This is a genomic window from Candidatus Rickettsiella isopodorum, from assembly GCF_001881495.1.
GTDB lineage: Bacteria > Pseudomonadota > Gammaproteobacteria > Diplorickettsiales > Diplorickettsiaceae > Aquirickettsiella > Aquirickettsiella isopodorum.
On sequence record NZ_LUKY01000033.1, the window covers coordinates 1 to 26,061 of the forward strand.

Sequence of the window (26,061 nt, forward strand, 5' to 3'; positions counted from 1 at the left end):
AAATGGCAAGAAAATTCTCCTGCGGAATGGATAAAAAAGATAAATGATTTGCGTCATTTGCCCTTTTCTATACGAGAGAAAGCGATGCACAGTATTAATGAATATCAACAGTGGTCAAATTTTCATGCTAACGAAAAAAAGAGCCCCTCATGAAAAATAGAAAATACTTTTTTGAGAAAATATGAGCACCTGTAAAAATAATAATAATAATGAGGATACTATGCGCATTCTATTAGTAGAAGAGGATGGAGCATTAAATGATGAAGTCAAAAAAGGGCTAAAACCGTATGGTTATACGGTGGATCGAGTGACCAATGATAAGGTCACGTTAAGTTATATAAAAACTGAAACATTTGATGTTATTTTACTTGATTTAAATTTATCGGATCCACATGGATTAAGTATCCTTCATAAGATACGTGGACCGGGCATCACAACGCCTATACTTATCTTAACCGTATCTCAATCCGCTAAAGAGAGAATAAAAGTTTTAGATAATGACGCGGATGGTTATTTAACTAAACCCTTTGACTTAGATGAACTATCCGCCAGAATACGCGCGTTACAACGACGTTCCGCCAATAACCGAGCCTCTCCTGTATTAACGTATGAGGATATCGAATTAAACCCCAGTTTATTTACCGTTACGCTCAAAGGACTCGCTATTAGTCTGTCTCGCCGTGAATTTAGCTTACTGCAAAAATTATTAGAAAATGCCGGTCACGTTGTTTCGCGCGACTTACTTACGCAATGCCTCTATGGTTGGGGGGATGAAATCGATAGTAATACACTCGAAGTCCATGTCCATAATTTACGAAAGAAATTAGGCAATCCTCACTTTATTCATACCGTACGCGGTATAGGTTATAGGTTAGTGAGGGAACCTATTTAATTTTATTAAGAAAGCGCATTAATACCCCATGTGATACTAGTGAACAATAATAAAGAAGGAGAATAGCTATGACTAAACTACAAGCCCGTTTTAAAGATTCGATCACTTTGCCACATAAAAGCACCGCTGTTTTAATGACGGCTATTAGTTGTGGAAACCAAGGACAAACTGGAGATCATTGGGATCATTTTTGTGATCTAGTTGATCATTGTTATAAAGAAAAAAGTATCGAAAAATTAATCGTTGTCACAACAGGAGGGCTACAACGGCATTATGTATCATTAGAATCAACGCCACTTTCAGATCAAGAAATAGAAGAAAAAATCCATGAATTTGATCGTCAATGGATAAAAAAGAACATCAAGATTCCTTCTAAATATACTTTACCGATTGAAATCATTAGCTGGAAAGAGCTATTAACTAAATCTTATTCAATAGATTCGCAAAATTTCGAGGAATTTTTTAAAAAAGTTAGAGACGATTATGATCATAACGATCGTGAATTTAAAAATTTAGTCAATAAGCATGCCTCAACTTACGTGACAAAAAAAATGAATCGCTTTGTGAAAGAAAAAATAGAGGTAAGTTATGACTATTTTTTAAAAGTTGCGGTTAATTACGTGCTGGAAGAATGCGCAGCGATACTTCAATTACATAAGTGTAATGCGGATTTATTCACCTACCCAGGTGGCATCAACCCACCTGGTCGCCATATCTGGAATAAGTATTTTAAAGATTCCTCGCTACGATATATTCGGTATGAAATAAAACTTGATAAATCATTACAGTCTGATTCATCGGCTTCTTCGTCTCTATCAAAATCTACCTTTTTTAAGGAGCAGCCTTGTCATCTTGCTTGTTACATCCAATGCAATTTAAAAGCCCATAACTGGAATTTACCTCAAGAAATACGGTTTATTAAAGAATTTAAAAAATTAATCCGTCAGATTGATCAATCAGAACAAGACGCTATCGATCAAAGAAAAACAATAACACATAGGAAGAGTATATGATTTCAAACACTATTAAACAGATCGCCGATGCATTAGGTACTCTTTTCCCTCTCAATCTTTTCCTTATCAATGAAGATGGAATCATTCAATGGGTTAATGAGCATATGCTTAAAGCGGCCAACCAAACGGAACTGAAAGCAATTCAAGGAAAACATGTGAGGATGTTCGGAGAAAAAGAATGGCTAACCACTAAAAGTGTGATTACCTCTAAAGAAAAATCTATTTTATTCGAAGATGTTCGTCAAAAAAATTTCTTCACTATCAAAATTCCACATAGTGAAGACGGTTTTCGAGGTGTTATTGGACTGTCGTTTGATATTACGGCGTTAAGAAAAGCAGAGGTCGCTAAACAAACCTTCTTAACCAATATGAGTCATGATTTACGTACCCCTTTAACAGGTATCCTAGGTCTTGCTGAAATCCAAGCCGAGCTAGGAACCCAAGCGCAAGATAAAGAATATGGTGTATGGATCTATCAGGCGGGAAAGCAGCTTTTAGAATTACTGACTGCTGTCCTAGACATCTGTGCACTTGAAAACCCTGTTGATCTAATAAAAAAGGAAGAAATAGATTTAACCCAGTTTGTTAATGAGATCAGGGAATTAATGGAACCTTCTATGCTCAATAAAGGTTTAAGCTTTCACGTCAAGCGTGATATGTCGCTGCGGTTTATTTTTAGTGATTCTATCAAGTTAAAGCGAGTCTTAGTCAATCTCCTCTCTAACGCCGTCAAATTTACTCATGAAGGAGAAATTACCTTAGCTATAAAATGGCTCGATCTAACTACTCATACACAAATAGAAATGCAGGTAATCGATACAGGAATTGGTATTCCTGAGGATAAATTGGATAAGGTATTTGATCGTTTTTATCGTGTTGATTCTTCTTACCGAACTAAATATCTCGGTAGTGGATTGGGTTTATCTCTTGTTAAAGAAAGTTTAGAACAATTAGGTGGATCAATAAAGGTTACGAGCCAAGAAGGAAAAGGGAGTTGTTTTACAATAACGCTGGATGTTCTTTAGCACCACTGAATTCTCCCAAGGATTAGTAATATTGCAAGAAACCTTGCTTTCTTTATTAACTCAACCCTGGAGAACAATCGAACTCGATCAACTTTTCTTTTGTCCCTATCATCAGGTTGATGCGAAGGCAACTCAGGATTTTTATAATGAATTATTAAAATCATTAAGCAGAAATTCTTCCTTGAAACAATTAAGTATAACTCCTTTCTCGCTTTCTAAATATCGAGACAATTTAATTTCTTTTTTAGCTACTGCGAAATTAGAACATTTGCATCTCGATATTACCGAAGCCGATCCATCGTCTTGGGAAGCATTTTGTCAAGTTTTGGAGCGACATTCTTCGCTTCAATCATTAAATTTAGGTAACAGTGCTCTTGATAGCTTTGCTTATAAGGCCTTGGCTAATCTATTAGATAAGAATTATAAAATTAAAATCACGCTACCAGAACCCACTGATGCAGAGTTACTAAGTGCCTATCAACCTTTAAAAAAGCGTTTATCAAAGCCAGGCTTAGAGCGATTCAAAGAAAAATATTTAACGCAAGATAGGTTATTTCAAATTGCCATTAAATCGTTAGAATTACTGAAAAAACTTAAACTCAATAACTATCAAGCGACACAACAAGCACAATTAGAAAAACAATTTGAGTTTTTATTAAAAGGTCAAGCCGCTTTGGCTTTTACTGATGGAAACTATACTGACGTTCTACATCGTATTTATCAGGAACATCACCATCTGATTGACGAAGAATCCCCTTATCTTGTTCAATTGCACCTGAATACATTACCCGCCAATAAAACTAAAACGATGGGCTCTATTTTGCTGGAAAAGGCTTTAGAAACTAATAATCAAAGAGCTATACAGACCTTATTAAATGCGAATGCTAATTTGTTTGAATTTCATCCTCATGAGGATGAACCTTTTTTAGTTAAAGTTCTGCAAAATTCAGGAACTATAAAAGAACTTGTGTTAGATCATATTCGGCAATATTCACAATTGGAAGAATCTGATCTGTTTCAACTACAAATTGCAGATGGAAGTAAAACAATCGGTTATGTTTTGCTGGAAAAAGCTTTAAAAACTCAAAATCCGTCAGCGCTAAAAGCTTTACTTAATATCCATGTCAATTTATTTGAATATCCTGACAATAATGAAGAACCCTTTTTAGTTAAAGTCCTGCAAAGTAAAGGAATTTTAAAAAGAATGGTTGTGGAATATATTCAACAGGATCAGCAGATCATGAATCTTGCTATAGAATTTTTTGGTCCTAGTTCTAAATTAAAAAACCTATTTGGAGAATTTAAAGATCACTTAGATAATTATGGCGCCCAACTGGTGAAAAGAGATAATCCTTCTCTTTTAGTATCGATAGCTAAAAAAATATTAATGACTTGGAGACAAATAGTCGACTTTGAAAATCCTTCAGATAAAAGGGGCCAAGAGTGTGCAGAGATGTATCTAAATTTAAATGAATGTCTGCAAGTTTCTGAACAAGAACTCACTCTGTATAATTTTTTTGATAAGATGCATAAGATAATAATCAAAATGAAAGAAAACTCGACGGAGGCTATACGTGGTTTCTTTAACTCATCATTTTTACATGAAAAAAGTTTAAAATTAATCACTAAATTTGAATATGAATTGCTGGATTCTAAAAAATCAGTCTTTGATAAAAGCATAAATCAAATCAAAGAAGCGCGTGAACAAGATAGATTGGTATTTAATGAACAAATTGAAATGATGAAAACAGAGAATGCTGAAATGAGAAAAACGCAAGCACAAATGGAAGCACAGATTCATAAATTAAGTAAGCAAATGGGTGCCCATGGGTTTTTTCCAGAAGCGAAACCTCCGCTTTTTAACTTGCCCAATCAAGCTAACAATGAAGCACAAGGAGCTTTTCAGCCCTAATCATCAAAGGATTTATTAAATGAGATGATAATAACTATGTTAATTGCAGATATTGGTCTGAGACTTTCTTATAAACCCTTTGAATGGATGTCCTGGTGGTGGAGAATAAAATGGGGAGATTTTATTGAAGTTTCCCCTCAGATCAGTGTAAGGTATTCTCTATGGAAACGCGAAGATAGTCATTTGAAAAATCTTAAGCTATGCGGTCTTTCTCCTGCTGAACTACAAAAGGAAATTGCAGCTTATTGGGAAAAGCCTTTTTGGCGCCGTTGGCTATTAAGTTTTTTCACGGATATTGATAACAAGATCGTTATTTTAGCTTATTATAAGCGTTGTTTGTCTTTTAGGATTATTCGTAAGGATCATCCTGTGTTAGAGAAACGTATAATACTTTCTGAACCAGAACAACGACTGATAAACTCACTTATTAATAAAGTAAAACAGGATACCACTGTATTAGAAAACTATTTAGAAAAATACGCAGGAAATACTCAATGGATCGAGAAAAACTTGGATTTATTATTAACAAAATTTGAAAAGAAAAGACAAAAGGTTTTTGCAAAATTATTAAATAAATATTTAAAAGAGCTGTCTAACGGGTATGATCGTAAATCTTTACGAAAAAAATTAGAAGAAGAATATCAAAGGATGGAAAAAATGCTCAAAAATTATATAAAAAATTCATGTCAAGAAAATAGTATTCAACAAGAATCAAGCTTGCCTATTGAAGAAAATTCAAATCAAGAGTTGATGTATGTAGGTTCTGTGACAGTAATGGATAAAAATGAGGAATCTTATGTCGATAGTAATGCCTGTTCGATGGATGCCAATGAATGGCTTGATTTAAATGAATGGCTAACCCTACAACGACAAACCCTAAAAAAAATGCTAAAAGAGGAGCTTCCGTCTTACGACGTAATCCAATCCTTATTAGAAAAAAATTTGAACAGATTACAATTACTTATTGATACGCAGTTGAAAAATCATGAAAATAAAATCAATGAAGTGAGGTATAGGCGAGTTAACTATAAGGATGCTTTAGACCGGTCTGAGTTTTTACAGCATCGATTAACCTATTTTTTTCGACATTGTAGTTTATTATTTCATCCAGATAAATCTCATGGTGATGAGCGTTTAAAGTTAATCCAAACTGAGTTATTTAAAGCGTTTCAATACTTTGCTGAAAACTCGCTTGAAAGACTGAGTAAAGGCTTAACGAAATTAAAGCGATATATTCCTAAATGGAAGTTAAATTTAGATAAACTACTAGAGGAAGCAGAACGCGATAGAAAAGAGTTTAGAGAGTGGATGGATCAAAAATTTTCAGAATTAGAGGCAGAAAATGCCGAAACGAGAAAAAACCAAGCGCGGATGCAAACAGAAATTAATGCTATGGAAACAGAGATTAGTGTCTTAACGAAAAAAATGAATATTCATATGTTTTATTCAGAAGCGAAAGAGCAAGGGCAAACTTGGCAAACTTTAAATTATTCTTCACCTCGACCATGACGGATTCCTATCGAATTGATTATAGATTTTTCAATTATTTTTCTGTATCCAATTGTTCAGCTTGAAAATGTGAACCATGCCAAGAAACCGGTACATTCACTTGTAAAGGCGCCCTCCAGGCACAACTAGCTATCCAGCCGATTAGACTTCCTAAGAATAAGAGTAGTAATATTTTTTTTATCATAAAAAAGTATATTTAATATTTAATAACAAAATTAACCGCACTATTTAAAGGCCTTGATTCATTACCCCCTTGATAATCAACGTAAGCACTGTTGGGATACGTACCGTGGTAACATTTTTCAGTCATGGCTTCTTTACCTCTCGGGGGATCTTCAAAACCTGTGGTATAAGAATGGTTATGAGTCAGTATTTCATCCAATTCGAGCGATCCAATAGTGTTTTTAATCAGTCCTTGTCCATAGTTAAAAAATCGATCACCGGTATCTAGTTTAGCCTCTTTATCCCAGCCTCTTAAGAAGGTGCCTCGTAAATCTGGCACGGCAAAATAAGCTTGGTTAATCGCTATGATCGTCTTTGCGTTGACTTGTTCTGCGGTATCGGTTTCTTCAATATCAACAACAATACCTACTCCTCCAAGCTTACGAAAACAATTATTTAAGCACTCGGAGTTTGTTTTTACTTATAAAGGTGAACCTATAAAACAATGTAATACTAAGGCATGGAAAAAAGCGTTAAGTCGAGCAGGAATAGAAAATTTTCGTTGGCACGATTTACGTCATACTTGGGCTTCCTGGCATGTGCAAAATGGAACTTCTTTACAAGAGTTACAACAACTAGGAGGTTGGAGTTCTTTTAAAATGGTATTACGTTATGCGCATTTAAATAGTGACCAACTTAAACGAGCAGCAGAAAGAATTGCTGGTACAAAATTGGTACATTCAACTTTACATGGTTAGGTAGGTTAGTATCTAAGTCTTTGATTTTACTGGTGGGCCGTGATGGAATCGAACCATCGACCAATAGATTAAAAGTCTACTGCTCTACCAACTGAGCTAACGGCCCCATGAAAACGGAAGCCGAGATTGTAGACAATTTGGTAGTGAATAGCAATCCTAATACACATTTTTTTTCGATTAGTGCAATCATTGCTTAACCCAGCCCTTCAATCTATTGATTTTTACTCTTAGATAATTCGGTAGCCATTTAATTTTCTAAAGGTCTATAAAATTCCTGAAATTCCCCCGAACAAACCAAACGAAGAAGTCACTAATAAAATCACACCCACTAATAAAGCATAAGCGGGTTTTAAACGAAACGCTTTAGGTAAAGTACGCAACGCTAAAAGATACAGAAAGCCCAAGACAATGGGTAATAATAAGGCGTTCATTACTTCGACACCCACACTTAGATTCACTAAATTCACACTGCCGGAAGCTACCAGTATGCCACCTAGAATTAAAATTAAGGTATAAACTCCGTAAAACCAGGGTGCTTCTTTAGGATGATGCTCTAAAGACCGACGAAACCCCATCACTTCACCTAAACCCCAAGCCGCGGTTAGAGAAACTACAATACTCGCAACCAGTGCCGCACCCGTCATACCGAGAGCAAATAAAACTCGACCCGTTGTAAAACCTAAACTGGGCGTAATCGCCTGACTAATTTGTTGGACGGTATTAAGCGGCGCTAATGGATTTATTTTTCCGATAGTGGCTGCAGTAGCAATCAATAAGGCGGCCATAATTAATTGCGTAATGATCGCCCCTATCGCTGTATCCCAGCGTGCTATTCGTAAATGACTGGCATTAAGTCCCTTATCTAATACCGCTGATTGCTGATAAAAAATCATCCAGGGCATAATCACAGCACCAATATTTCCGGCCAGTAAATAGAGGTAAGATTTATTCTGCCAGGGAATATGCGTAAAGCCGCTCAGTATTTCATGCCCTACCGGTCTAGCATCCCAAGCAACCCATAAGAAAACCAATTCGAATAATCCTAATAGAATAGCGATCCGTTCAACCGAACGATAAGAACCAGTCCAAGCGACTAAGGTCAAAAAAGCCACCACTAAGGATAAGGTTTCCCAGGCCGGAATATTAAAGAGTGCTCCCACGCCTGCCAAACCACTAAACTCACTGAGTATGGCGCCAATACACGAAATCACTAAGGTTGATACTGACAACCATGCCCACGTTTTACCAAAATAATGTTTAATTAACTCGCCATGACCCATCCCTGTGGCAATACCTAACCGTATCGTTAATTCCTGGGCGATATATAGGATAGGCATTAAAATAAACTGTAATGCTAATAATCTATAGCCCCAAACAGCACCACTTTGAGCGGCGGTAATTAAACTACCGGCATCGGTATCAGCCAACATGACCACTAAACCTGGCCCTAATAGACTCAGCCAAAATAAGGGTTTTTTTAGAGGTCGTCGGTTACTTAAAACAGATGAAACAGACATACTTATCAGTCATTTTTGTAATTATTCTGGCTCAGAGTTTATCAACTATTATAGAGGAGTTCAATAGTAATGATAATCATTATCAATTATACAGACTGCGATTCGGCCTACTGAGGCAAGTCTTTACGTTAGGGATGAGGGGGGTTTTTTCAAAATAGTCCAATAGAAACAGACGGCTAAACCCAACACACTTAAAAACCCAAACCCGCTGGCAAGTGCTTGCCAACTTATAGGTAAAACAGCAAATAGGCGCGGATTTCCTGTAATAGATAAAGGAATAGCAAGAAATACATCCATTAAAGCGGCGCCCGCTACTAAACCACAACTTAACAAAATGGCATTGTGCTGTTGAAAATCCGATGGGGTTGTTTGGCGATTGATTTTTTTCTGTAAAAAAAACTTAATCCCATAAGCAAACAAACTTCCTATAAACAAGGGTGTAGAAGAGCTTAATGGTAAATAAATTCCCATGCCGACACCCAACAAAGAAAGATTAATTTTTCCTACTGTGTTCACTATGATTAATACCAGCATGATAGCCCCGCCCATCGCTAACATGTTCCAAGGTAGATCATGATTAAATACACCTTGCGTTAAACCGGCCATCATGGCGGCAGGTGGCGCCGGTAAAGTTTGTTGGGGATCCATACCCGCATGGGGTAATACGGTGGTTAATCCATAAACATTAAAAAGCAACTGCATCACGTAGGGAATAACTAAAGATGCGATGACAACACCGAGTATCAACATAAGCTGTTGCCGCCAAGGTGTCGCACCAATTAAATGCCCTACTTTTAAATCTTGAATATTATCGTTCGCTATGCACGCTGCACCCGCTACGACGGCACCAATAATGATCGTTATCGCCGCTGCATTGAGTAGTTGTGAACTTAGCAAGTCTTGTCCTTTAAAAAACAGCACGCCACGTAAAATTAATGCCATGAATAGCAAGCCTGAAATGACAATAGCAGAACCAGGACTCGCTGTTACACCCACCAAACCGGAAAAATAACCGCAAAGCGCTGCAAATACAAAACCTATCACAAGCACATAAAGCACCGCAACGACAAGAAATAATTGCGGAAACGTAAACAGTAAACTTTGAATAGGTAATAGATAATTGAATAAGAAATAAATACTGAAAATAACTAAAACTAAACTCGAAAGTAAATAATTCAGCGGGATATCTTGCTCGGTAGGTGATAGCTGATTTTTTAACGGATGAAATAGACCTCGTAGTAATAAACGCAAGCTGAGATAAAAAGGACGTAATAAATTTAATAACGTCCAGAATCCGGCTGCTAACATTGCACCCAAACCAATATAATGTATGTCACTAGAATAAACAGCTAAGCTTTTTGCTAAAATAAAAGTGTTACCTACTGGCATCAAATAACTTAGTAAGGGTAAACTAATCCCCCAAGCAATAAACGCGCCTAACAACAAGCTAAGTCCTACATTCCAACCAATTAAATAACCGACGCCGATTAACGCGGGTGCGAAACCTAAGCCAAAACCGATAATTTTCGATTGTCCGAATACCACCCATTTTTCAGTGGACACGGCAATAATTTTTAAACCTGTTTGCGCAAATTCCAAACCCGCTCCCAAACTAGTGCCAACTAACATTTTATTAATAGGAAAACTTTGTTTTTGACTTAACTTTAAAACTTCGGATATGGCACGCGCTTCTGGAAAATAAAGTTGTGGCGTATTGATTAAAATTTTACGTAACGGAATCGAAAATAAAATACCTAATAATCCTCCTAAACAAGCAATTGCAAAATTTGCAAAATAAGGAAAATGATTCCAATAACCGATAATGATCAGCGCGGGAATCGTAAATACGATACCTCCTGCAACCGCTTCCCCCGCTGAAGCGGCGGTTTGAATCAAATTCGCTTCAAAAATATTTCCATTGTGAAATAAACGCAGGATTGCCATCGCTAATATGGCGGCAGGAATAGATGCTGAAGGTAAGATACCTACTTTTAAAGCTAAGTAAGTACTTGATGCCGCCAACAATAGCGCTAAAAAGATTCCTAAGACAACCACTCTTAAAGTAATAATCCCGGTCTGCGATCTGTTGTCATCTTGCATAACGATATAATTAAATGAAATCAGCTTGAATATAATCTTTTAGGACACTTGGAATACGTATTTTTCCCTCTTTAGTTTGATAGTTTTCCATCAATGCCACTAAGGTACGACCCACTGCTAAACCTGAACCATTAAGCGTATGTATCAATTCAATTTTACCGGTTTCCGGATTACGCCAACGAGCCGCTAAACGCCGTGCTTGAAACGATTCAAAATTACTACACGATGAAATTTCACGATAAGTATTTTGACTAGGCAACCATACTTCGAGGTCATAAGTTTTTGCCGAACTAAAACCCAAATCGCCGGTACACAAAGCAACCACACGGTAAGGTAATTCTAATTTTTGTAGTATCGTCTCGGCTTCCTGGGTTAATTCTTCTAAAGCGTGATAGGAATTTTTGGGTTCTACAAAACGAATCAATTCTACCTTTTCAAATTGATGTTGACGGATCATACCACGGGTATCTTTACCATAAGAGCCCGCTTCGCTACGAAAACAGGGCGTATGAGCAACATATTTTTTAGGGAGATCCGTCGCCGTGTAAATAGTATCGCGAGCGAGATTGGTCACGGATACTTCAGCGGTAGGAATGAGATAAAAACCTTGCTCACCTTTTAAACTAAATAATTCATCCACCAAATTAGGTAATTGGCCTGTGCCGAGTAGACTTTCGCTATTGGCAATATACGGCACATAGACTTCTTGATAAGCATGTTGTTTAGTATGCACCTCTAACATAAATTGAATCAACGCCCGTTGTAACTTCGCCAGCTTGCCAATCAATACGACGAATCGGGATCCGGCAATTTTGCTTGCACTGGAAAAATCCATCAAGCCGTTTACTTCACCTAATGCCACATGATCTTTTACAGAAAAATCAAAATGAGGTACTTTTCCCCAATGACGCAACACCTTATTCTGAGATTCATTCTGTCCAACAGGTACTGATTCGTGCGGTAGGTTGGGAATAGTTAAATAAATAGCTGATAATTCCTCGAGTACCTCCTTGAGTTGACCTTCACACACTTCACGTTGTTTTTTTATCCCTGCAACTTCTTCGAGTAAGGCCGTGATTGATTCTCCTTTGGACTTTGCTAAGCCTATCGCTTTTGCGCTGCGATTACTCTTGTTCTGCAAAGTTTCTGTTTCAGATTGTAGCTCTTTGCGACGTGATTCTAAACGCGATACCAAACGTGTATCGAGTTGATAGCCACGATTAGCTAGTTGTTTAGAAATTTCTTCAATTTGAATATCGTTACGTAAATACTTGGGATCTAACATATAATGCCTAGATTGCTCTTTTTTAAAACGGTAAGCTAAAAAGTAATTATGACTGCAATTATCATCGATGGCAAAGCGATTGCTCAACAAACACGCCTCGCTCTCAAACGTCGACTGAACCAACGGCGCAAACAAAACCTTATCACACCTGGTTTAGCGGTCGTTTTGGTCGGTGAAGACGCGGCTTCGAAAATTTATGTCCGTAACAAACGAGATGCTTGTCGAGATATAGGTATCCACTCGATGGCCTATGATTTAGTCCAGCACACCACTGAACTCGAATTACTTCATTTAATTACAACCTTGAATGCTGATCAGAAAGTGCACGGTATACTCATTCAACTGCCTCTTCCTGCTTCTATTAATACCGGGCGTATTCTCGATAGTATCGATCCGAAAAAAGATGTGGATGGTTTTCATCCAAGCAACTTAGGTCTTTTAGCACAAGGCCGCCCTTTTTTACGGCCTTGTACTCCTTATGGCGTAATGCGTTTATTGGCTTATGAAAAAATTCAACTAAAAGGTTTAAATGCTGTTATTGTCGGCACTTCAAATATCGTAGGTAAACCCTTGGCCTTAGAGCTCTTAAATGCAGGTTGTACCATCACACTATGTCACAGTGCCACTCGTAATTTACACACTCATATCCGACAAGCCGATGTGTTAGTTAGTGCTATAGGTAAAGCAGGCATTATTCAAAGCCCTTGGATCAAACCCGGTGCTATTGTGATTGATATCGGAATCACACGCACACCCAGTGGAAAACTGCATGGTGATATCGAATTTTCCAGTGCTAAAGAAATTGCGGGTTATATTACTCCTGTACCGGGCGGCGTGGGCCCTATGACGGTGGCTATGTTATTAGAAAATACTTTATTTGCTGCTGAGTGTCAGGATATCGAGTAATCATTAACTATCAAATTGGTTATGGGATAAAGTTTATAGGATCAAAAAATATTCTGTAACAAAAAAGCTTTTTTATCATTAAAAATCTATTGCGCTTTTTTGGCTAACGCGCAAGCTTGGTATAATGTTTCTTTCAGTTTACTTTCTGTAAAGGCTAACTCTGGATAAATTCCTGCATTAAGACGTATTCCATAACGGAAGGGTTTGCATTGAAAAAAATAAAAGAGTGTTTTGGATGAAACTAATTCAACTTTTTTTAAGTAGATGGCTTCATCCAATCCTTTACGCGTTATTTTTTTAAGAATCTTTAAACTTATTTGTCTAGACAAATCTTGATAGAATCCTTTGAAAACATCATACGCTGTTTCAAGTTCATCGGGTCTAACTTGTTTTAATAGAGGGTTATTTTGGAGTATATTTTCCCATACTTGTGAAACCAGAGGTTTATAATGATCTGTATTTCCTATCTTTTTTTGAAGTCTTACTTGTTTTTTCCTTTTAAATAAACCTAAAGCTTTTTCTTTTTTGTTTTCATAATGAACGGATGACAAATCGGAAACGTTAACATTTTCATACGGAATAACTCCTCTACGATTTTCTTCAAGCGGCCATTTTAATAATGAAGGGACCTTTTTCTCGAGGTACATTTGTTTATCTTTGTTATGAAAAAGTTCATCCCAGTCAAAATACGGAATAATAACTACAGACCAACCTAGTTTTTCAAAAAGGTGCTTATTAAATTGACTCGATAGATTCAGACTCTTACCTACATAATGATCCGGACCATTGACTTGTATAAGAATTTTTTCTTTGGGACAAGCAATATCCACACGTGTAAAACCTATAAAATACTCATTTATAAATTCAGTTTCTGGGAAAGAAACAGTTAGCTGCTGAAATATGCTTTGCTGCAGCTTAGACTGAATTGTTTTTTCTGATTTAAATTTGAGCTTAAGCCGATCGCTTTTAATAACTGTTTCAAGTTCGTCTGTCATGAGATCAGGTTGATATTGATGAATTTGATAAAGTTGTTTAGCGATGATGGGATCTAATTCTTTTAGAATAATTTTTTCATTATTTTTAATTATTTCTCTCATCTTAATTAATAAAAAATTTGAATAATCCGCGAGTTGGAATAGAGAACCTGTGAAGGCTAGACTAACAATAGTCTGCGCATTAAAATCATGGACTCTTTCGGGAATGCACTCAACGAGAATGTCTATCGCTTTTAAGTAAATAGATTTCTTCATGCACTCAGGCCACTTGGTGAATGCGTTAAGTATGTTTGCAATATTGTGCGAATCAAAAGTATTCGCTCTTTCAGGAATGCAGTCAACGAGCGCGTTCATCGCTTTTAAGTAAGACATTTCCTTTATCCGATTAGGCCACTTGCTTAATGCGTTGAGTGTATTCGAAATATCTTGTGCATTAAAGTCATCGGCTCTTTCGGGAATGCAGTCGATTAGTATCTCTATCGCTTTTGAGTAAGAGACTCGCTTCATGGACTTAGGCCACTTACTGAGTGCATTGAGTATATTCGCAATATACTGTGCATTAAAATCATGGCTTTTTTCAGGAATGCAGTCAATAAGCGCATCAATCGCATTAAGATAAAAAACTCCCCTCGTGCGTTCAGGCCACTTGCTTAGTGCATTGAGTGTATTCGCAATCTCCTGTGTATTAAAATCATGCGCTTTCTCAGGAATACAGCTAACAAGCCCATCTATCACTTTTTGGTAAGAAGCTTTCTTAATACATTGAGGCCATTTGCTCAATGCATTGAGTGTATTCGAAATATCCTGCGCATTAAAGTCACGCGCTCTTTCGGGAATGCACTCAACGAGCCTGTCTATCGCTTTTGAGTAAACGGATTTCTTCATGCACTCAGGCCATTTGCTTAGGGAGTTGAGTGTATTTGCAATCTCCTGTGCATTAAAGTCATAAACTCTTTCAGGGATACCGCTTGCTAGCGTATCCATTGCTATTGCGTAAGAAGCCTCCTTCATACATTCAGGCCATTTAATCAGTGTATTAAATATATTCGCAATCTCCTGCGCCTTAAAGGTATGAGCTTTTTGAGGAATGCGGCTAACAAGTACATCCCTCGCTTTTACGTAAAAGCCTCTCTCTGTCATGCGCTCAGACCACTTGCTTAATGCATTAAGCGTACTCGCAATACCCTGAGTATTAAAACCATGGATTTTCTCGGGAATACAGTCAACTAATGTATCGATTGCTTTTGAGTAAGAGACTACCTTCATGTGCTCAGGCCATTTGCTTAATGCATTGAGTGTATTCACAATACCCTGTGCATTAAAGTCACGCACTCTTTCGGGAATGCAGTCGATTAGTATCTCGATCGCTTTTGAGTAAGAGACTCGCTTCATTGATTGAGGCCATTTGCTTAATGCATTAAGTGTATTCGCAACCCCCTGTGCATTAAAGCCATAGGCTTGTTCGGGAATGTAATCGACTAGTATATCTATTGCTTCTGAGCAAGAGGATTTCTTCATGCACTCAGGCCATTTACTCAGTGCATTGAGTGTATTCGCAATATACTGTGCATTAAAGTCATGGGCTCTTTCGGGAATGCAATCGATTAGTGTATCGATCGCTTTTGAGAAAGAGATTCGCTTCATACATTGAGGCCACTTACTTAATGCATTAAGCGTACTCGCAATACCCTGTGGATTAAAGTCATGCGCTCTTTCGGGAATGCAATCAACAAGTGCATCCATCGCTTTTTGGTAAGAAGCTTGCTGCATACATTGAGGCCACTTACTCAATGCGTTGAGTGTATTCGAAATATGCTGTGCCTTAAAATCACAGGCTTTCTCGGGAATGCAGCTAACAAGCGCATCCATCGCTTTTTGGTAAGAGACTCGCTTCATACATTGAGGCCACTTACTCAATGCGTTGAGTGTATTCGAAATATCCTGTGTATTAAAACCATGCGATTTTTCAGGAATGCAATTAACAAGCGCATCCATCGCTTTTTGGTAAAAATCTTCCTTCACGCACTCAGGCCATTTGCTGAGAGAGTTGAGTGTGTTTGCAATCTCCTGTGTATTAAAACCATGGGCTTTTTCAGGAATGCAATTAACGAGCGCATCGATCGCTTTTTGGCAAGAAACTTCTTTCACGCACTCAGGCCATTTGCTTAGGGGGTTAAGTGTATTTGCAATTTCCTGTGCATTAAAATCATGAGCTTGATAAGGAATTTTTTGTATTAAATGCTTAATCGCTTCTGCATAGGAGGTTTTGTGTATGGAAATTGGCCATTTAGAAAAAGCATTTAATATGTTAGCTATCCCCCGAGGTTCAAAATCATAGAACGGAATTAAAGAAACTATTTTTAAAATATTTTTTTCGCAAGGAGAGAAATATTTCCAGAAAATGATTTTGCTGAGTTTATTAAGCAGTGTGGATAAGTTAACTGAATCAAACTGCGTTTCTTCCTCGTAAAAAAGCATAAACAAACTATTCGTAGTTTGCAGCTGTTGAATTTTTCTATTAATCCCTATATTTTTATTCATATGATTTTATTAATATTTTTTTAATATAAATTTTTCAATTTATTTTATATCTAACATTTTAATTCATTTTTTAAACCTCTACTACCTACTCTAAGCTTTAATTTAATTTTTTAATACTAAGTAACTACATTAATAATAATTTTTTAGTATAAAAAATTTAAGCGTTATGTGCTAGAGCGGTCATCATGCCTCTGCATAAACCAATGGTCAATTTAGGTATTACTGATCCATATTCTGAATCAAATGTAGAAAAAGCAAAAATATTTAGCTTTGCTTCTAATAATTTAATAGTCATTAAATAACTTTGTTTTTATTTTGAAAAGGATATCTTTCTAATAAATAACTAAATACGGCTAATATCGCCATGGCTTCTCCACCTTCCGGTCGGCCTGGTCTGGTATTAACATTGTAAGCATTAAAATCAAAATGTAACCACGTTGTCTCTTCACTAATAAAACTACGCAAAAATAAAGCCGCGGTTATAGCCCCGGCAAAAGGAGAAGAACCACAATTACTCATATTAGCAAATTTACTATCGAGTAGCTTTTGATAAGGTTTATATAAAGGTAAGCGCCATACTGGATCCTGTTGTTGTTGACTATGTTGGATAATATGCTGCGCTAATTGCTCATGATCGGTAAAAAACGCACTTATTTCTGTTCCAACAGCACCTCGTGCGGCACCTGTTAATGTAGCAAAATCGATTAACAATTCTGGATTTTCACTATCGGCTTCACACAAAGCATCTGCTAAAATCAAGCGACCTTCGGCGTCTGTATTTCCAATCTCTACGGTTAAGCCATGTCGAGTTTGGATAATATCGCCGGGTTTATAAGCGTTACCCGCAATCATGTTTTCGACGGCTGGAATTAATAAGCGTAAACGTACGGGTAATTGGTACGCCATAATCATTTCGGCTAAGCCTATGGCATTAGCTGCTCCACCCATATCCTTTTTCATCGCTAACATATTGCCGCTGGATTTTAAATTATATCCACCGGAATCAAAACACACGCCTTTCCCCACTAAGGTAATTTTTGGATGTTTGCTATCTCCCCATTTTAAATCAACTAAACGCGGCTTATGACAGCTGGCTTTACCCACAGTATAAATAGCTGGATAATTAGCCGTTAACAGTTCGTCACCGACTATTTGTGTAACCGTCGCATGATATTTTTTGCCGATCTGAAATACATTTTCTGCGAGTTCGGCTGGATCCATGTCATCCGCCGGTGTATTGATCATATTACGGACGCGATAAATCGCCTCAAGTTTTATCATGAATTGATCATGATTTTTACTCGAAATAAGCAATTGTGCTAAAGGCCGAGTTGAAGATTTATAACGGATAAATTCATACGCCCCCAAACCCCATGCTAAAGCAATCTGTTCCCCTAATTTGGGTTTATCCATATCTGCTACATGATAATGTCCTTCAGGCAGTACACTAGGTAACAAACCAAATGTCCAAAAGTCTGCTTCATCATTACGCACCAACAAAACTTGCTGTAGCTTTCCTGCTGTACCAGGAATAAAACTATAGCTTCCTGGCCTTGCAATAAAATTTATGGTCTGTAACCAATGTTGTGTTGATTTTGTCTGATCCGCTAACCAATCTGACCATTGCTCAGGTAAAATGGCCGTAAGAGGAATCGATTGTGAGGATTCATGTGTAAAACAATTAAGCATTTAAGACTTCCCCTGCAGAAACATAAGGCTTATCAAACACATTCGCCACCGCTTGATGTGTGATCCGACCACGTGAAATATTCAAACCATTTCTTAAATGAACATCTTCAGCCAAAGCTCTATAAATTCCTTTATTGGCTAGGGCCAAAATGTAAGGAAGTGTGGCATGTGTCAAAGCAAACGTAGAGGTACGTGGCACAGCTCCCGGCATATTACTCACACAATAATGCACAATATCATCGACAATATAGGTAGGATCCGTATGGGTTGTCGGCCGACTTGTCGCAAAACATCCGCCTTGGTCGATAGACACATCCACAACAACCGAACCGGGACGCATTTTTTTTAATAACTCCCGTGTTACAATTTTCGGCGCTTCAGCACCTGGGACTAATACCGCACCTATTAATAAATCTGCCAGCGCTACATATTTTTCTACCGCATCTTGTGTGGAAAAAATAGTATTCAGCTGTCCCCCAAATTGCAGATCGAGTTCTTTTAATTTAGCGGCAGATTTATCTAATACGGTCACTTGAGCTTCTAGACCTAAGGCCATACGGATGGCATTACTACCGACGACTCCTCCACCTAAAACAACGGCACTCGCCGATGCTACACCGGGTAAACCCGATAATAAAATACCTCTTCCACCTTGTGCCTTCTCTAAACAATGTGCACCCGCTTGGATTGACATACGTCCTGCCACTTCACTCATAGGTGCTAATAGAGGTAAGCCTCCCCGTGCATCGGTCACTGTTTCATAAGCAATAGCGGTACAGTTCGACGCTAATAACAATTCAGTTTGCTTTCTATCGGCGGCTAAGTGCAGAAAAGTAAATAAAGTTTTTTCTTCATTTAAATAAGCACATTCTTGTGGTTGAGGTTCTTTCACTTTAAGAATGAGATTTCCTTGTTCAAAAACCTCTTGAGCGGTATTCAGAATAATAGCGCCTGCCTCTTGATAGTCACTATCAGAAATATCAACGCCGCTCCCTGCATTCGTTTCAATAAATACTTGATGACCATGCTCAGTCAATTCGCGAACGATAGAAGGAACGATAGCCACTCGATACTCATGGTTTTTAATTTCTTTCGGAACGCCAATATACATATTAACTCCACGTTTAAGGCTGTTGTCAGGGTTGTATTACTTCCTTGTGTAACTATTTTTAAGCGTTTAACTTCACTAGGACTACACTTGGACATCACACAAAATACACAGGTTTTACAAAAAGTCCATTAGTTGTTTGTGCGCTTTTGATCTAAAATAGAAAACTTCTATCTGTCAGAAAACCTTCTGATTAAAATGAAATCAATTAGTTATCATTAATATTGTTTAACATTAAATGATATAAATGTTTTTTTTCCTGTTCGTTTAAACCGCATTGTTTTCCATGTTGTAATAACTTATCAATTTGGGTGTCTGCCACCGCTTTTTTTAAATGTTTAAGTAAGTCGTGAAATTCCGCTTGTACACCTGACTCGGGAATAGTTAGGGGGTAACTGATTAATTGTTTGAGAATTTTATAGTGAACTTCATCTTCTCGCCAATATTCAAGTAACATCGCACTCGTTAATTCAGGATGTTGTTTTAGCAAAACAAATAATTTAACTAATAAATTACTGCCTGGTAACTCTAATGTACTCAACGTATGGCATTGCTTGTCAGAAAGTGATTTAATAATTTGTGGAAATTGTATTAATAAAGCAATGGCCAAACGCATGGGCGATGAGCGATTCACTCTATTTACTGGGTTTATTTTTTTTTGCATCGCTTTTATTGAGTGACTAGTATCATTGATTGTCACTTTTTTTAAAGTCACCACATCCATATTCACTAAAGCAGCCAGTTGTTCAAATAATTTATGCTGCATAATACCTACCGCAACTTTTTCAATCAACGGAACGGCTAACCTAGCTAAGCGTGCTTTACCTTCTAATTGATTGATATCGACTTGTGTTAGCAAATAGCCAAATAAAAACTGTGCTAAGGATTGGGCTTGTTGCAAATAGGCAATAAATTCAGCTCGGCCTTTTTTCTGTATAAAAGAATCGGGATCTTCGCCATTGGGTAATAACAAAAAACGCAGTATATATCCATCGGTTAATAAATCTAAACTCTGCTCGAGTACGCGCCATGCTGCTTTTTTACCCGCAAGATCGCCATCAAAACAAAAAATTATTTCCTGCGTATAGCTCATGAGTCGACTAATTTGATCGCGGCTGGTGGCTGTCCCTAACGTTGCAACGGTAAAAGGAAGATCAGCTTGAAATAAGCCTAAAACATCCATATAACCTTCAACCACTAGGATGCGTTCAAGCTGACGATTGACCTGAAAGACTTCATAAAGACCATACAATTCTTTACCTTTATGAAAAAGTAGTGTTTCTGGAGAATTCAAATATTTAGGTTCCTGTTGCGCTAAGACGCGACCACCAAACCCGATAACACGCCCTCTTCTATCTCGAATAGGAAACACTATTCTGTCTCGGAAACGATCATAATAACCTTGGCCTTCAGATTTTTTGACTAACAAACCCGCTGCAAATAAATTTTCTGTATCCTTAAATGTTTTGAGTAATGTATCCCAAGCAGCTGGTGCATAACCTAAGTTAAATTTCTTAGCTATCTCGCCGGATAGTCCACGTTGTTTAAGATAATTAATAGCGAACGTATTATGTCGTAATTCTTTAGCATAGAACTGCGCTACTTCCTCTAACAAACCATAAAGATTAGCAGAGCCTTTATAAACTTCTTGATGCTTTGCCTGTTGCGGAATTTCCATACCCATTTGTTCCGCTAATAAGCTCACTGTTTCTAAAAAACTTAATTTTTCATATTCCATTAAAAAACTGATCACATTTCCACCCACAGAGCAACCAAAACAATAGTAAAATTGCTTCTCAGGTGTCACCGTAAAGGAAGGTGTTTTTTCGGAATGGAAAGGACAGCAGGCAATATAATTTTTGCCTTTTTTTCGTAGTGGTACACGTGCATCAATAAGCGGCACAATATCAACACGCGCTAAGAGCTCATTAATAAATTCCTGTGGGATAGGCGCTAGTGACATATATTCCTGGTACTCTTCGCACTTGAATTTTTGTCTGCGTTGCCACTCAATTCGCAATCCTCATGTATAATATATACACTCCGGTTGCTCATTCGCGTGGCGCCTTGCCAAAAATCCAATTGCTGTGAGTACTATTTTTTGCACTTGAATTTTTGTCTGGTGCTACTTAAGAAATAAACGAGGGTTTAAGTCAAGCGTTCTTTAATTTTTGCGCTAATCCGTGTCATATCCGCACGACCTTGCAATTTTTCTTTCAGTTCTGCCATGACCTTTCCCATATCTTTAATCGAAGTTGCGCCTACTTTTGTTATGACTTCAGACAGCAACTGATCAATGTCTGCTTCACTTAAAGGTTCGGGTAAATAGGTTTGAATAACCTCTACTTCTAAACGTTCTTGATCGGCTAAATCATCACGTTTAGCTTCGTCATATTGAGCAATAGAATCGCGGCGCTGCTTAATCATTTTATTCAATATCTGTGTAACACGCTGGTCGTCTACATCAACGCGATCATCCACTTCAACCTGCTTAATCGCTGCCAAGATGAGTCGCACCACACCCAAACGCTGCTTATCGTGTGCTCGAAGGGCTGCTTTCATATCTTCCTGAATTCGCTGTTTGAGAGAGGTAGCCATGATTTTAGTGCTTACGTTTCGTTTTAGCTATAAAGCAAGGATTATCGCGCATCAAACGCTTGCGACAACGTTTAACTGCTGCAGCAAAGCGACGCTTGCGTGCCTCAGTTGGTTTCTCGTAGTATTCACGACGACGCACTTCAGCGAAAATACCTGACTTTTCACAGGCACGCTTATAACGGCGGATTGCCGACTCGAGTGTTTCGCTGGTTTTAAGTATTACGCCGGGCATGTAGTACACTTCCTCAATTAAAGTTAAAATAGGTGCCAATTCTAACCAGCAATCCATAAAAATGCAAAGTTTCTATTCAAAACAAACCGATTTCCACCCAAAAAACATACATTGTGTATTAGGGATTGAAACTTCCTGTGATGAAACCGGCATCGCCCTTTACCATGGCCAAAAAGGCCTTATTGCTCATACTCTCTATAGTCAAATTGAGCTACATAATCAGTATGGTGGTGTCGTTCCAGAACTCGCCTCACGTGACCATATTCTTAAAATATTACCTTTACTTCAAGAATCCTTAGCTGCCGCTAATCTCACGCTTTCGGCTATTGATGGAATCGCTTATTGTGCCGGCCCCGGCTTAGCCGGAGCTCTATTAGTTGGTGCGGCTTTTGCACGTAGTTTAGGTTGGGCACTGGAGATTCCTACCTTAGGCGTACACCACATGGAAGCCCATTTGCTTGCGCCTATGTTAGAAGATCAGGTCCCCGAATTCCCCTTTATTGCCCTACTCGTCTCTGGTGGTCACACCCTACTCGCCCAAGTAAACGGCATTGGCGACTATAAAATACTCGGTGTCAGCTTAGATGATGCAGTCGGTGAAGCTTTTGATAAAACAGCCAAATTATTAGGGTTAAACTATCCGGGTGGTCCTGCTATCGCGGCATTAGCTGCTCAAGGTCAAGCTAATCACTATTCTTTTCCACGGCCTATGGTGAATAGACCGGACTGTAATTTTAGTTTTAGTGGCCTCAAAACCTTTGTGAGTACCACATTAAAAAATAGTGATAAAACGAAACAAACTAAAGCCAATATTGCCCATGAATTTCAATCGGCTGTAGCCGATACTTTAGTCATCAAAGCAGTGCGCGCTTTAAATCAAACTGGTCTACGCCGTTTAGTGGTCGCCGGTGGTGTAGCTGCTAATACCTGGCTACGAAAAGAACTGGCTAAGATGGCAGCAAAGCATGACGTCACACTCTACTACCCACGACCGAGTTTTTGTACGGATAATGGTGCAATGATTGCTTATTTAGGTTATCGACGTTTAAATTTAGGTCAAAGTGATCATCTAGGGATAAAAACTATTGCACGTTATCCTTTAGATCAATTGGATTAAATTGTTTTTGATTTAGTAGAAATTTTTACACTATCTAAAAATTATTTTTTCTGATTTAAGTTAGTTCTAGTTAATCGTGGTTCTGTCCCTTGAAATAAACGTTGGATATTTGAGAAATGACGCGCTATGAGTAATACTGTCATTAAAAAGATAGGCAAATAAACCGGAAAGGAATAAACGTAAAAAACATAAAAAAATGTCACCACTGCCGCTAGCATGGAAGCAACAGAAATATAACGAAATAAAAACAACGCCAAGCCCCAACTCAATACTCCTATCAAACCGACAGGCCAAGCTAAGGCAAGTAATCCACCCAATGCGGTAGCGACACCTTTACCGCCGCGAAAACTAAAAAAAACGGGATATAAATGACCTATAAAAGCAAAAAAGGCGACCCAGGCTAAGGACGCTAAAGGCAATCCAACTAATTTAGCTAACATAACTGGGATCCAACCTTTAAGTAGGTCGCCTAATAAAACGATGCCTGCTAATTTTTTCCCGCCTATCCTTAGGATATTACTCGCCCCTGGATTTCCAGAACCTTGCGTACGAGGATCCGCTAGACCCGCACATTGACTTACAATAATTGCACTCGACAAAGAACCGAGTAAATAAGCAACTAAGCTAAAAATAAATAGCAATAACATAAATTTTCCTATGTAGACTCATTAATTATGGCATCATTAACGATACGATTCGAGTTACTTTAAAATATTCGCATCTTTAATGAGCCGCGGTATAATAGTAACGATAAATAATTTTTTGTGATTGAAAATTGCGATGTAATCCTATTCAATCACCGCTTCTCACGATGAGAGTTTTTTAAGAAGGGCCTTACTCTTCTTAAATGGTGAGCACTTAGCCTGTCCATCATGAAATCGGATCTAACGCTTGTCCGATTTTAAGAAATTCGCATTCTCAACTGAGCGTTTTTATAGTAATAATTATTAAAGGGCCTTACATGACGCCTAAAGCAGATAATTTAATTTGGATCGATCTCGAGATGACAGGACTTGATACCAATCAAGATAAAATTATCGAGATTGCAACCATTATCACTGATTCTCAATTAGAGATTATAGAAGAAGGCCCTGTGTTTGCTATTTTCCAATCCGAACATATCTTAACTGGTATGGACGATTGGAACAAACGCCAGCATAAGGGTTCGGGTTTACTCGATAGAGTGAGAGTGAGCAAAACCACTGAAGAAGAAGCGGAAAAACAAACCTTAGAATTTATTATGACACATGTTCCTCCGAATAAATCACCTATGTGTGGCAATAGTATTTGCCAAGATCGTCGCTTTTTGGCCCGTTGCATGCCGGTATTGGAGAAATATTTCCATTATAGGAATTTAGATGTCAGCACTTTAAAAGAGCTCGCTTATCGCTGGAAACCTAGCATTTTAGAGGACTATAAAAAAAAATCAAAGCATCTCGCCCTAGAAGATGTACGAGACTCTATTAACGAATTACGTTATTATCGCGAACGTTTATTTAAACTTTAACTTTCGAATTATGCCTTATTACACGACCAATGAATTAAGAAACGGTATGAAAGTCATGTTAGATAATGACCCTTACATGATATTAGAAAATAATTACGTAAAACCAGGAAAAGGACAGGCTTTTAATCGTATTAAATTACGTAATTTGAAAAACAATCGTGTCATTGAACGTACTTTAAAATCTGGGGATACCTTACAAGCTGCTGATGTCTTTGACATTGAAGTTCAATACCTCTACAACGATGGACATGTTTGGCATTTTATGGATGCCGAGACCTATGAACAATATGCCGCCGACGCATCCGCCGTAACTGAAGCGAAACTATGGTTAAAAGAGCAAGACTCGTGCACACTGACCTTATTTAACGGCTCGCCTTTGTGTATAATACCGGCTAATTTTGTTATTTTAAAAATAGTGGAAACAGATCCTGGAGTACGAGGCGACACGTCAGGTGGAGGTGGAAAGCCAGCTACTTTAGAAACAGGTGCTATTGTACGAGTCCCGCTGTTTATCCAAATTGGTGAGTCAATTAAAATTGATACGCGTACCGGCGAATATCTTTCCCGCGTAAAAGCATAAAGATTCTATGTAGACTCACCGCAATGGGATTTTTGACAAGGCCGCGAAAAGAACGACTCATGAGCCGCCACTGATTCAAGTGCGAAAAGTATAATATAAAAAAAGATGGATGATCGGTAAGGATCATCCATCTCAGTTGCGCTCCTGCCCCAATCAACTGCTAAAAAACTTAGCCCGCTTATCCAAAAGCATTAACAGACATTTTAGCGTTTGTCTTTATGACCTGGCCATTGTGGTTTGTTTGGATTACCTTGTGGGTTGTGTCCAGGGTTATGTCCAGGGTTGTGCTTGTTTGGTTCTTGGTTTGGGTTATGACCTGGCCATTGCGGTTTGTTACCTTGGCTTTGGAAAGGATTTTGTTGTTTCTTATGAGGAAATTTACCTTTGTTCATATGAGCTCCTAATTAAAACATATTAAGTACGTCTCTCCTTTAAGCCTAGCAAAGACCCTGTTAATTACCATAAGATTGCTATTAATTGGTTAAAATATGATCAATTTATGCCTATAACTAGGCAAAAGCATAAAATCTAAAAAAGCAGCTTAATTATTTAGAATAAAAATTATTGAATACTTCATGGAAAATAATTAGACTCGATCAGAGAAAGTTAACAGCG

At 37.9% G+C, this 26,061-nt stretch carries 22 protein-coding genes, 1 tRNA gene and 1 pseudogene; 10 read left to right on the forward strand and 14 right to left on the reverse strand.

All coding sequences use genetic code 11. The annotated features are described in order from the left end of the window. The first annotated feature begins 220 nt into the window (after window positions 1-220). The 5 genes from A1D18_RS03935 to A1D18_RS03955 all read left to right on the forward strand — a co-directional run bounded on the left by A1D18_RS03935 (window position 221) and on the right by A1D18_RS03955 (window position 6,351). Window positions 221-892 (forward strand): winged helix-turn-helix domain-containing protein, encoded by a 672-nt coding sequence (locus A1D18_RS03935; protein WP_071662526.1) that lies wholly within the window; start codon window positions 221-223, stop codon window positions 890-892. 68 nt (window positions 893-960) lie between these two features. Then, window positions 961-1,905 carry a hypothetical protein gene (locus tag A1D18_RS03940; RefSeq protein WP_071662527.1) on the forward strand — a complete coding sequence of 315 codons (945 nt, stop codon included), beginning with the start codon at window positions 961-963 and terminating at the stop codon, window positions 1,903-1,905. Next, window positions 1,902-2,930 carry a sensor histidine kinase gene (locus A1D18_RS03945; protein WP_071662528.1) on the forward strand — a complete coding sequence of 343 codons (1,029 nt, stop codon included), beginning with the start codon at window positions 1,902-1,904 and terminating at the stop codon, window positions 2,928-2,930. Before A1D18_RS03940 ends, A1D18_RS03945 begins: the two co-directional genes overlap by 4 nt. 31 nt (window positions 2,931-2,961) lie before the next feature. Beyond that, a complete protein-coding gene (locus A1D18_RS03950) occupies window positions 2,962-4,842 on the forward strand; it encodes a hypothetical protein (protein WP_143750428.1) in 1,881 nt (626 codons plus the stop codon). A gap of 24 nt (window positions 4,843-4,866) precedes the next feature. Then, window positions 4,867-6,351, forward strand: coding sequence for a hypothetical protein (locus A1D18_RS03955; RefSeq protein ID WP_143750429.1), 1,485 nt, complete (start codon window positions 4,867-4,869; stop codon window positions 6,349-6,351). 34 nt (window positions 6,352-6,385) lie between these two features. Here the strand turns inward: A1D18_RS03955 and A1D18_RS06870 are convergent, their stop codons facing one another. Continuing rightward, on the reverse strand, window positions 6,386-6,535 hold the full coding sequence (locus A1D18_RS06870) for a hypothetical protein (RefSeq protein WP_171910815.1): 150 nt from the start codon (window positions 6,533-6,535) through the stop codon (window positions 6,386-6,388). Window positions 6,536-6,547: 12 nt separating this feature from the next. Then, window positions 6,548-6,853 (reverse strand): hypothetical protein, encoded by a 306-nt coding sequence (locus A1D18_RS03960; protein ID WP_071662531.1) that lies wholly within the window; start codon window positions 6,851-6,853, stop codon window positions 6,548-6,550. A gap of 82 nt (window positions 6,854-6,935) precedes the next feature. Between A1D18_RS03960 and A1D18_RS03965 the strand changes: the two are divergent. Beyond that, window positions 6,936-7,271: pseudogene (locus A1D18_RS03965) on the forward strand (tyrosine-type recombinase/integrase); the annotation flags it as partial. 30 nt (window positions 7,272-7,301) lie between these two features. On the opposite strand, the gene A1D18_RS03970 reads toward A1D18_RS03965, so the two are convergent. The 4 genes from A1D18_RS03970 to serS form a co-directional block, all read right to left on the reverse strand. Next, window positions 7,302-7,377 (reverse strand) — tRNA-Lys (locus tag A1D18_RS03970). Window positions 7,378-7,534: 157 nt separating this feature from the next. Beyond that, entirely contained in the window at window positions 7,535-8,788 is a 1,254-nt protein-coding gene (locus tag A1D18_RS03975) for an NRAMP family divalent metal transporter (protein WP_071662532.1), read from the reverse strand. Between the two features lie 123 nt (window positions 8,789-8,911). Continuing rightward, window positions 8,912-10,888, reverse strand: a complete 1,977-nt coding sequence (locus A1D18_RS03980) for an OPT family oligopeptide transporter (protein ID WP_071662533.1) — start codon at window positions 10,886-10,888, stop codon at window positions 8,912-8,914. A 10-nt stretch (window positions 10,889-10,898) separates the two neighbouring features. Next, complete coding sequence (serS, locus tag A1D18_RS03985) at window positions 10,899-12,173, reverse strand: serine--tRNA ligase (RefSeq protein ID WP_071662999.1); 1,275 nt, start codon at window positions 12,171-12,173, stop codon at window positions 10,899-10,901. A 48-nt stretch (window positions 12,174-12,221) separates the two neighbouring features. Here serS and folD point away from each other — a divergent pair, with 48 nt between their 5' ends. Next, the gene (folD, locus tag A1D18_RS03990) at window positions 12,222-13,079 is read left to right on the forward strand and encodes a bifunctional methylenetetrahydrofolate dehydrogenase/methenyltetrahydrofolate cyclohydrolase FolD (RefSeq protein ID WP_071662534.1); all 858 of its coding nucleotides are present in this window, start codon (window positions 12,222-12,224) and stop codon (window positions 13,077-13,079) included. 86 nt (window positions 13,080-13,165) lie between these two features. Here folD and A1D18_RS03995 read toward each other — a convergent pair whose 3' ends face one another. The 6 genes from A1D18_RS03995 to rpsU all read right to left on the reverse strand — a co-directional run bounded on the left by A1D18_RS03995 (window position 13,166) and on the right by rpsU (window position 22,242). Continuing rightward, window positions 13,166-16,615 carry an RAP domain-containing protein gene (locus tag A1D18_RS03995; protein WP_071662535.1) on the reverse strand — a complete coding sequence of 1,150 codons (3,450 nt, stop codon included), beginning with the start codon at window positions 16,613-16,615 and terminating at the stop codon, window positions 13,166-13,168. Between the two features lie 294 nt (window positions 16,616-16,909). Beyond that, window positions 16,910-18,304 (reverse strand): leucyl aminopeptidase family protein, encoded by a 1,395-nt coding sequence (locus A1D18_RS04000; protein WP_071662536.1) that lies wholly within the window; start codon window positions 18,302-18,304, stop codon window positions 16,910-16,912. Beyond that, window positions 18,297-19,415, reverse strand: coding sequence for an alanine dehydrogenase (ald, locus tag A1D18_RS04005; protein WP_071662537.1), 1,119 nt, complete (start codon window positions 19,413-19,415; stop codon window positions 18,297-18,299). The genes A1D18_RS04000 and ald overlap by 8 nt, the downstream gene beginning before the upstream one ends. Window positions 19,416-19,620: 205 nt before the next feature. Further along, complete coding sequence (gene dnaG / locus A1D18_RS04010) at window positions 19,621-21,375, reverse strand: DNA primase (protein ID WP_071662538.1); 1,755 nt, start codon at window positions 21,373-21,375, stop codon at window positions 19,621-19,623. A gap of 185 nt (window positions 21,376-21,560) precedes the next feature. After that, window positions 21,561-22,010 carry a GatB/YqeY domain-containing protein gene (locus tag A1D18_RS04015; protein ID WP_071662539.1) on the reverse strand — a complete coding sequence of 150 codons (450 nt, stop codon included), beginning with the start codon at window positions 22,008-22,010 and terminating at the stop codon, window positions 21,561-21,563. Between the two features lie 4 nt (window positions 22,011-22,014). Then, window positions 22,015-22,242: a 30S ribosomal protein S21 gene (gene rpsU / locus A1D18_RS04020; protein WP_006035291.1), complete on the reverse strand. Its 228-nt coding sequence runs from the start codon at window positions 22,240-22,242 to the stop codon at window positions 22,015-22,017. Window positions 22,243-22,303: 61 nt separating this feature from the next. Here rpsU and tsaD point away from each other — a divergent pair, with 61 nt between their 5' ends. Beyond that, window positions 22,304-23,359 (forward strand): tRNA (adenosine(37)-N6)-threonylcarbamoyltransferase complex transferase subunit TsaD, encoded by a 1,056-nt coding sequence (gene tsaD, locus A1D18_RS04025; protein ID WP_071662540.1) that lies wholly within the window; start codon window positions 22,304-22,306, stop codon window positions 23,357-23,359. A 41-nt stretch (window positions 23,360-23,400) separates the two neighbouring features. Here the strand turns inward: tsaD and plsY are convergent, their stop codons facing one another. Further along, on the reverse strand, window positions 23,401-24,006 hold the full coding sequence (plsY, locus tag A1D18_RS04030) for a glycerol-3-phosphate 1-O-acyltransferase PlsY (RefSeq protein ID WP_071662541.1): 606 nt from the start codon (window positions 24,004-24,006) through the stop codon (window positions 23,401-23,403). A gap of 314 nt (window positions 24,007-24,320) precedes the next feature. On the opposite strand from plsY, the gene orn reads away from it, so the two are divergent. After that, window positions 24,321-24,866 carry an oligoribonuclease gene (gene orn, locus A1D18_RS04035; protein WP_071662542.1) on the forward strand — a complete coding sequence of 182 codons (546 nt, stop codon included), beginning with the start codon at window positions 24,321-24,323 and terminating at the stop codon, window positions 24,864-24,866. 10 nt (window positions 24,867-24,876) lie between these two features. Next, the gene (gene efp / locus A1D18_RS04040; RefSeq protein WP_071662543.1) at window positions 24,877-25,446 is read left to right on the forward strand and encodes an elongation factor P; all 570 of its coding nucleotides are present in this window, start codon (window positions 24,877-24,879) and stop codon (window positions 25,444-25,446) included. A 203-nt stretch (window positions 25,447-25,649) separates the two neighbouring features. On the opposite strand, the gene A1D18_RS04045 is transcribed toward efp, so the two are convergent. Then, a complete protein-coding gene (locus A1D18_RS04045; RefSeq protein WP_071662544.1) occupies window positions 25,650-25,838 on the reverse strand; it encodes a hypothetical protein in 189 nt (62 codons plus the stop codon). Window positions 25,839-26,061: the final 223 nt, after the last annotated feature.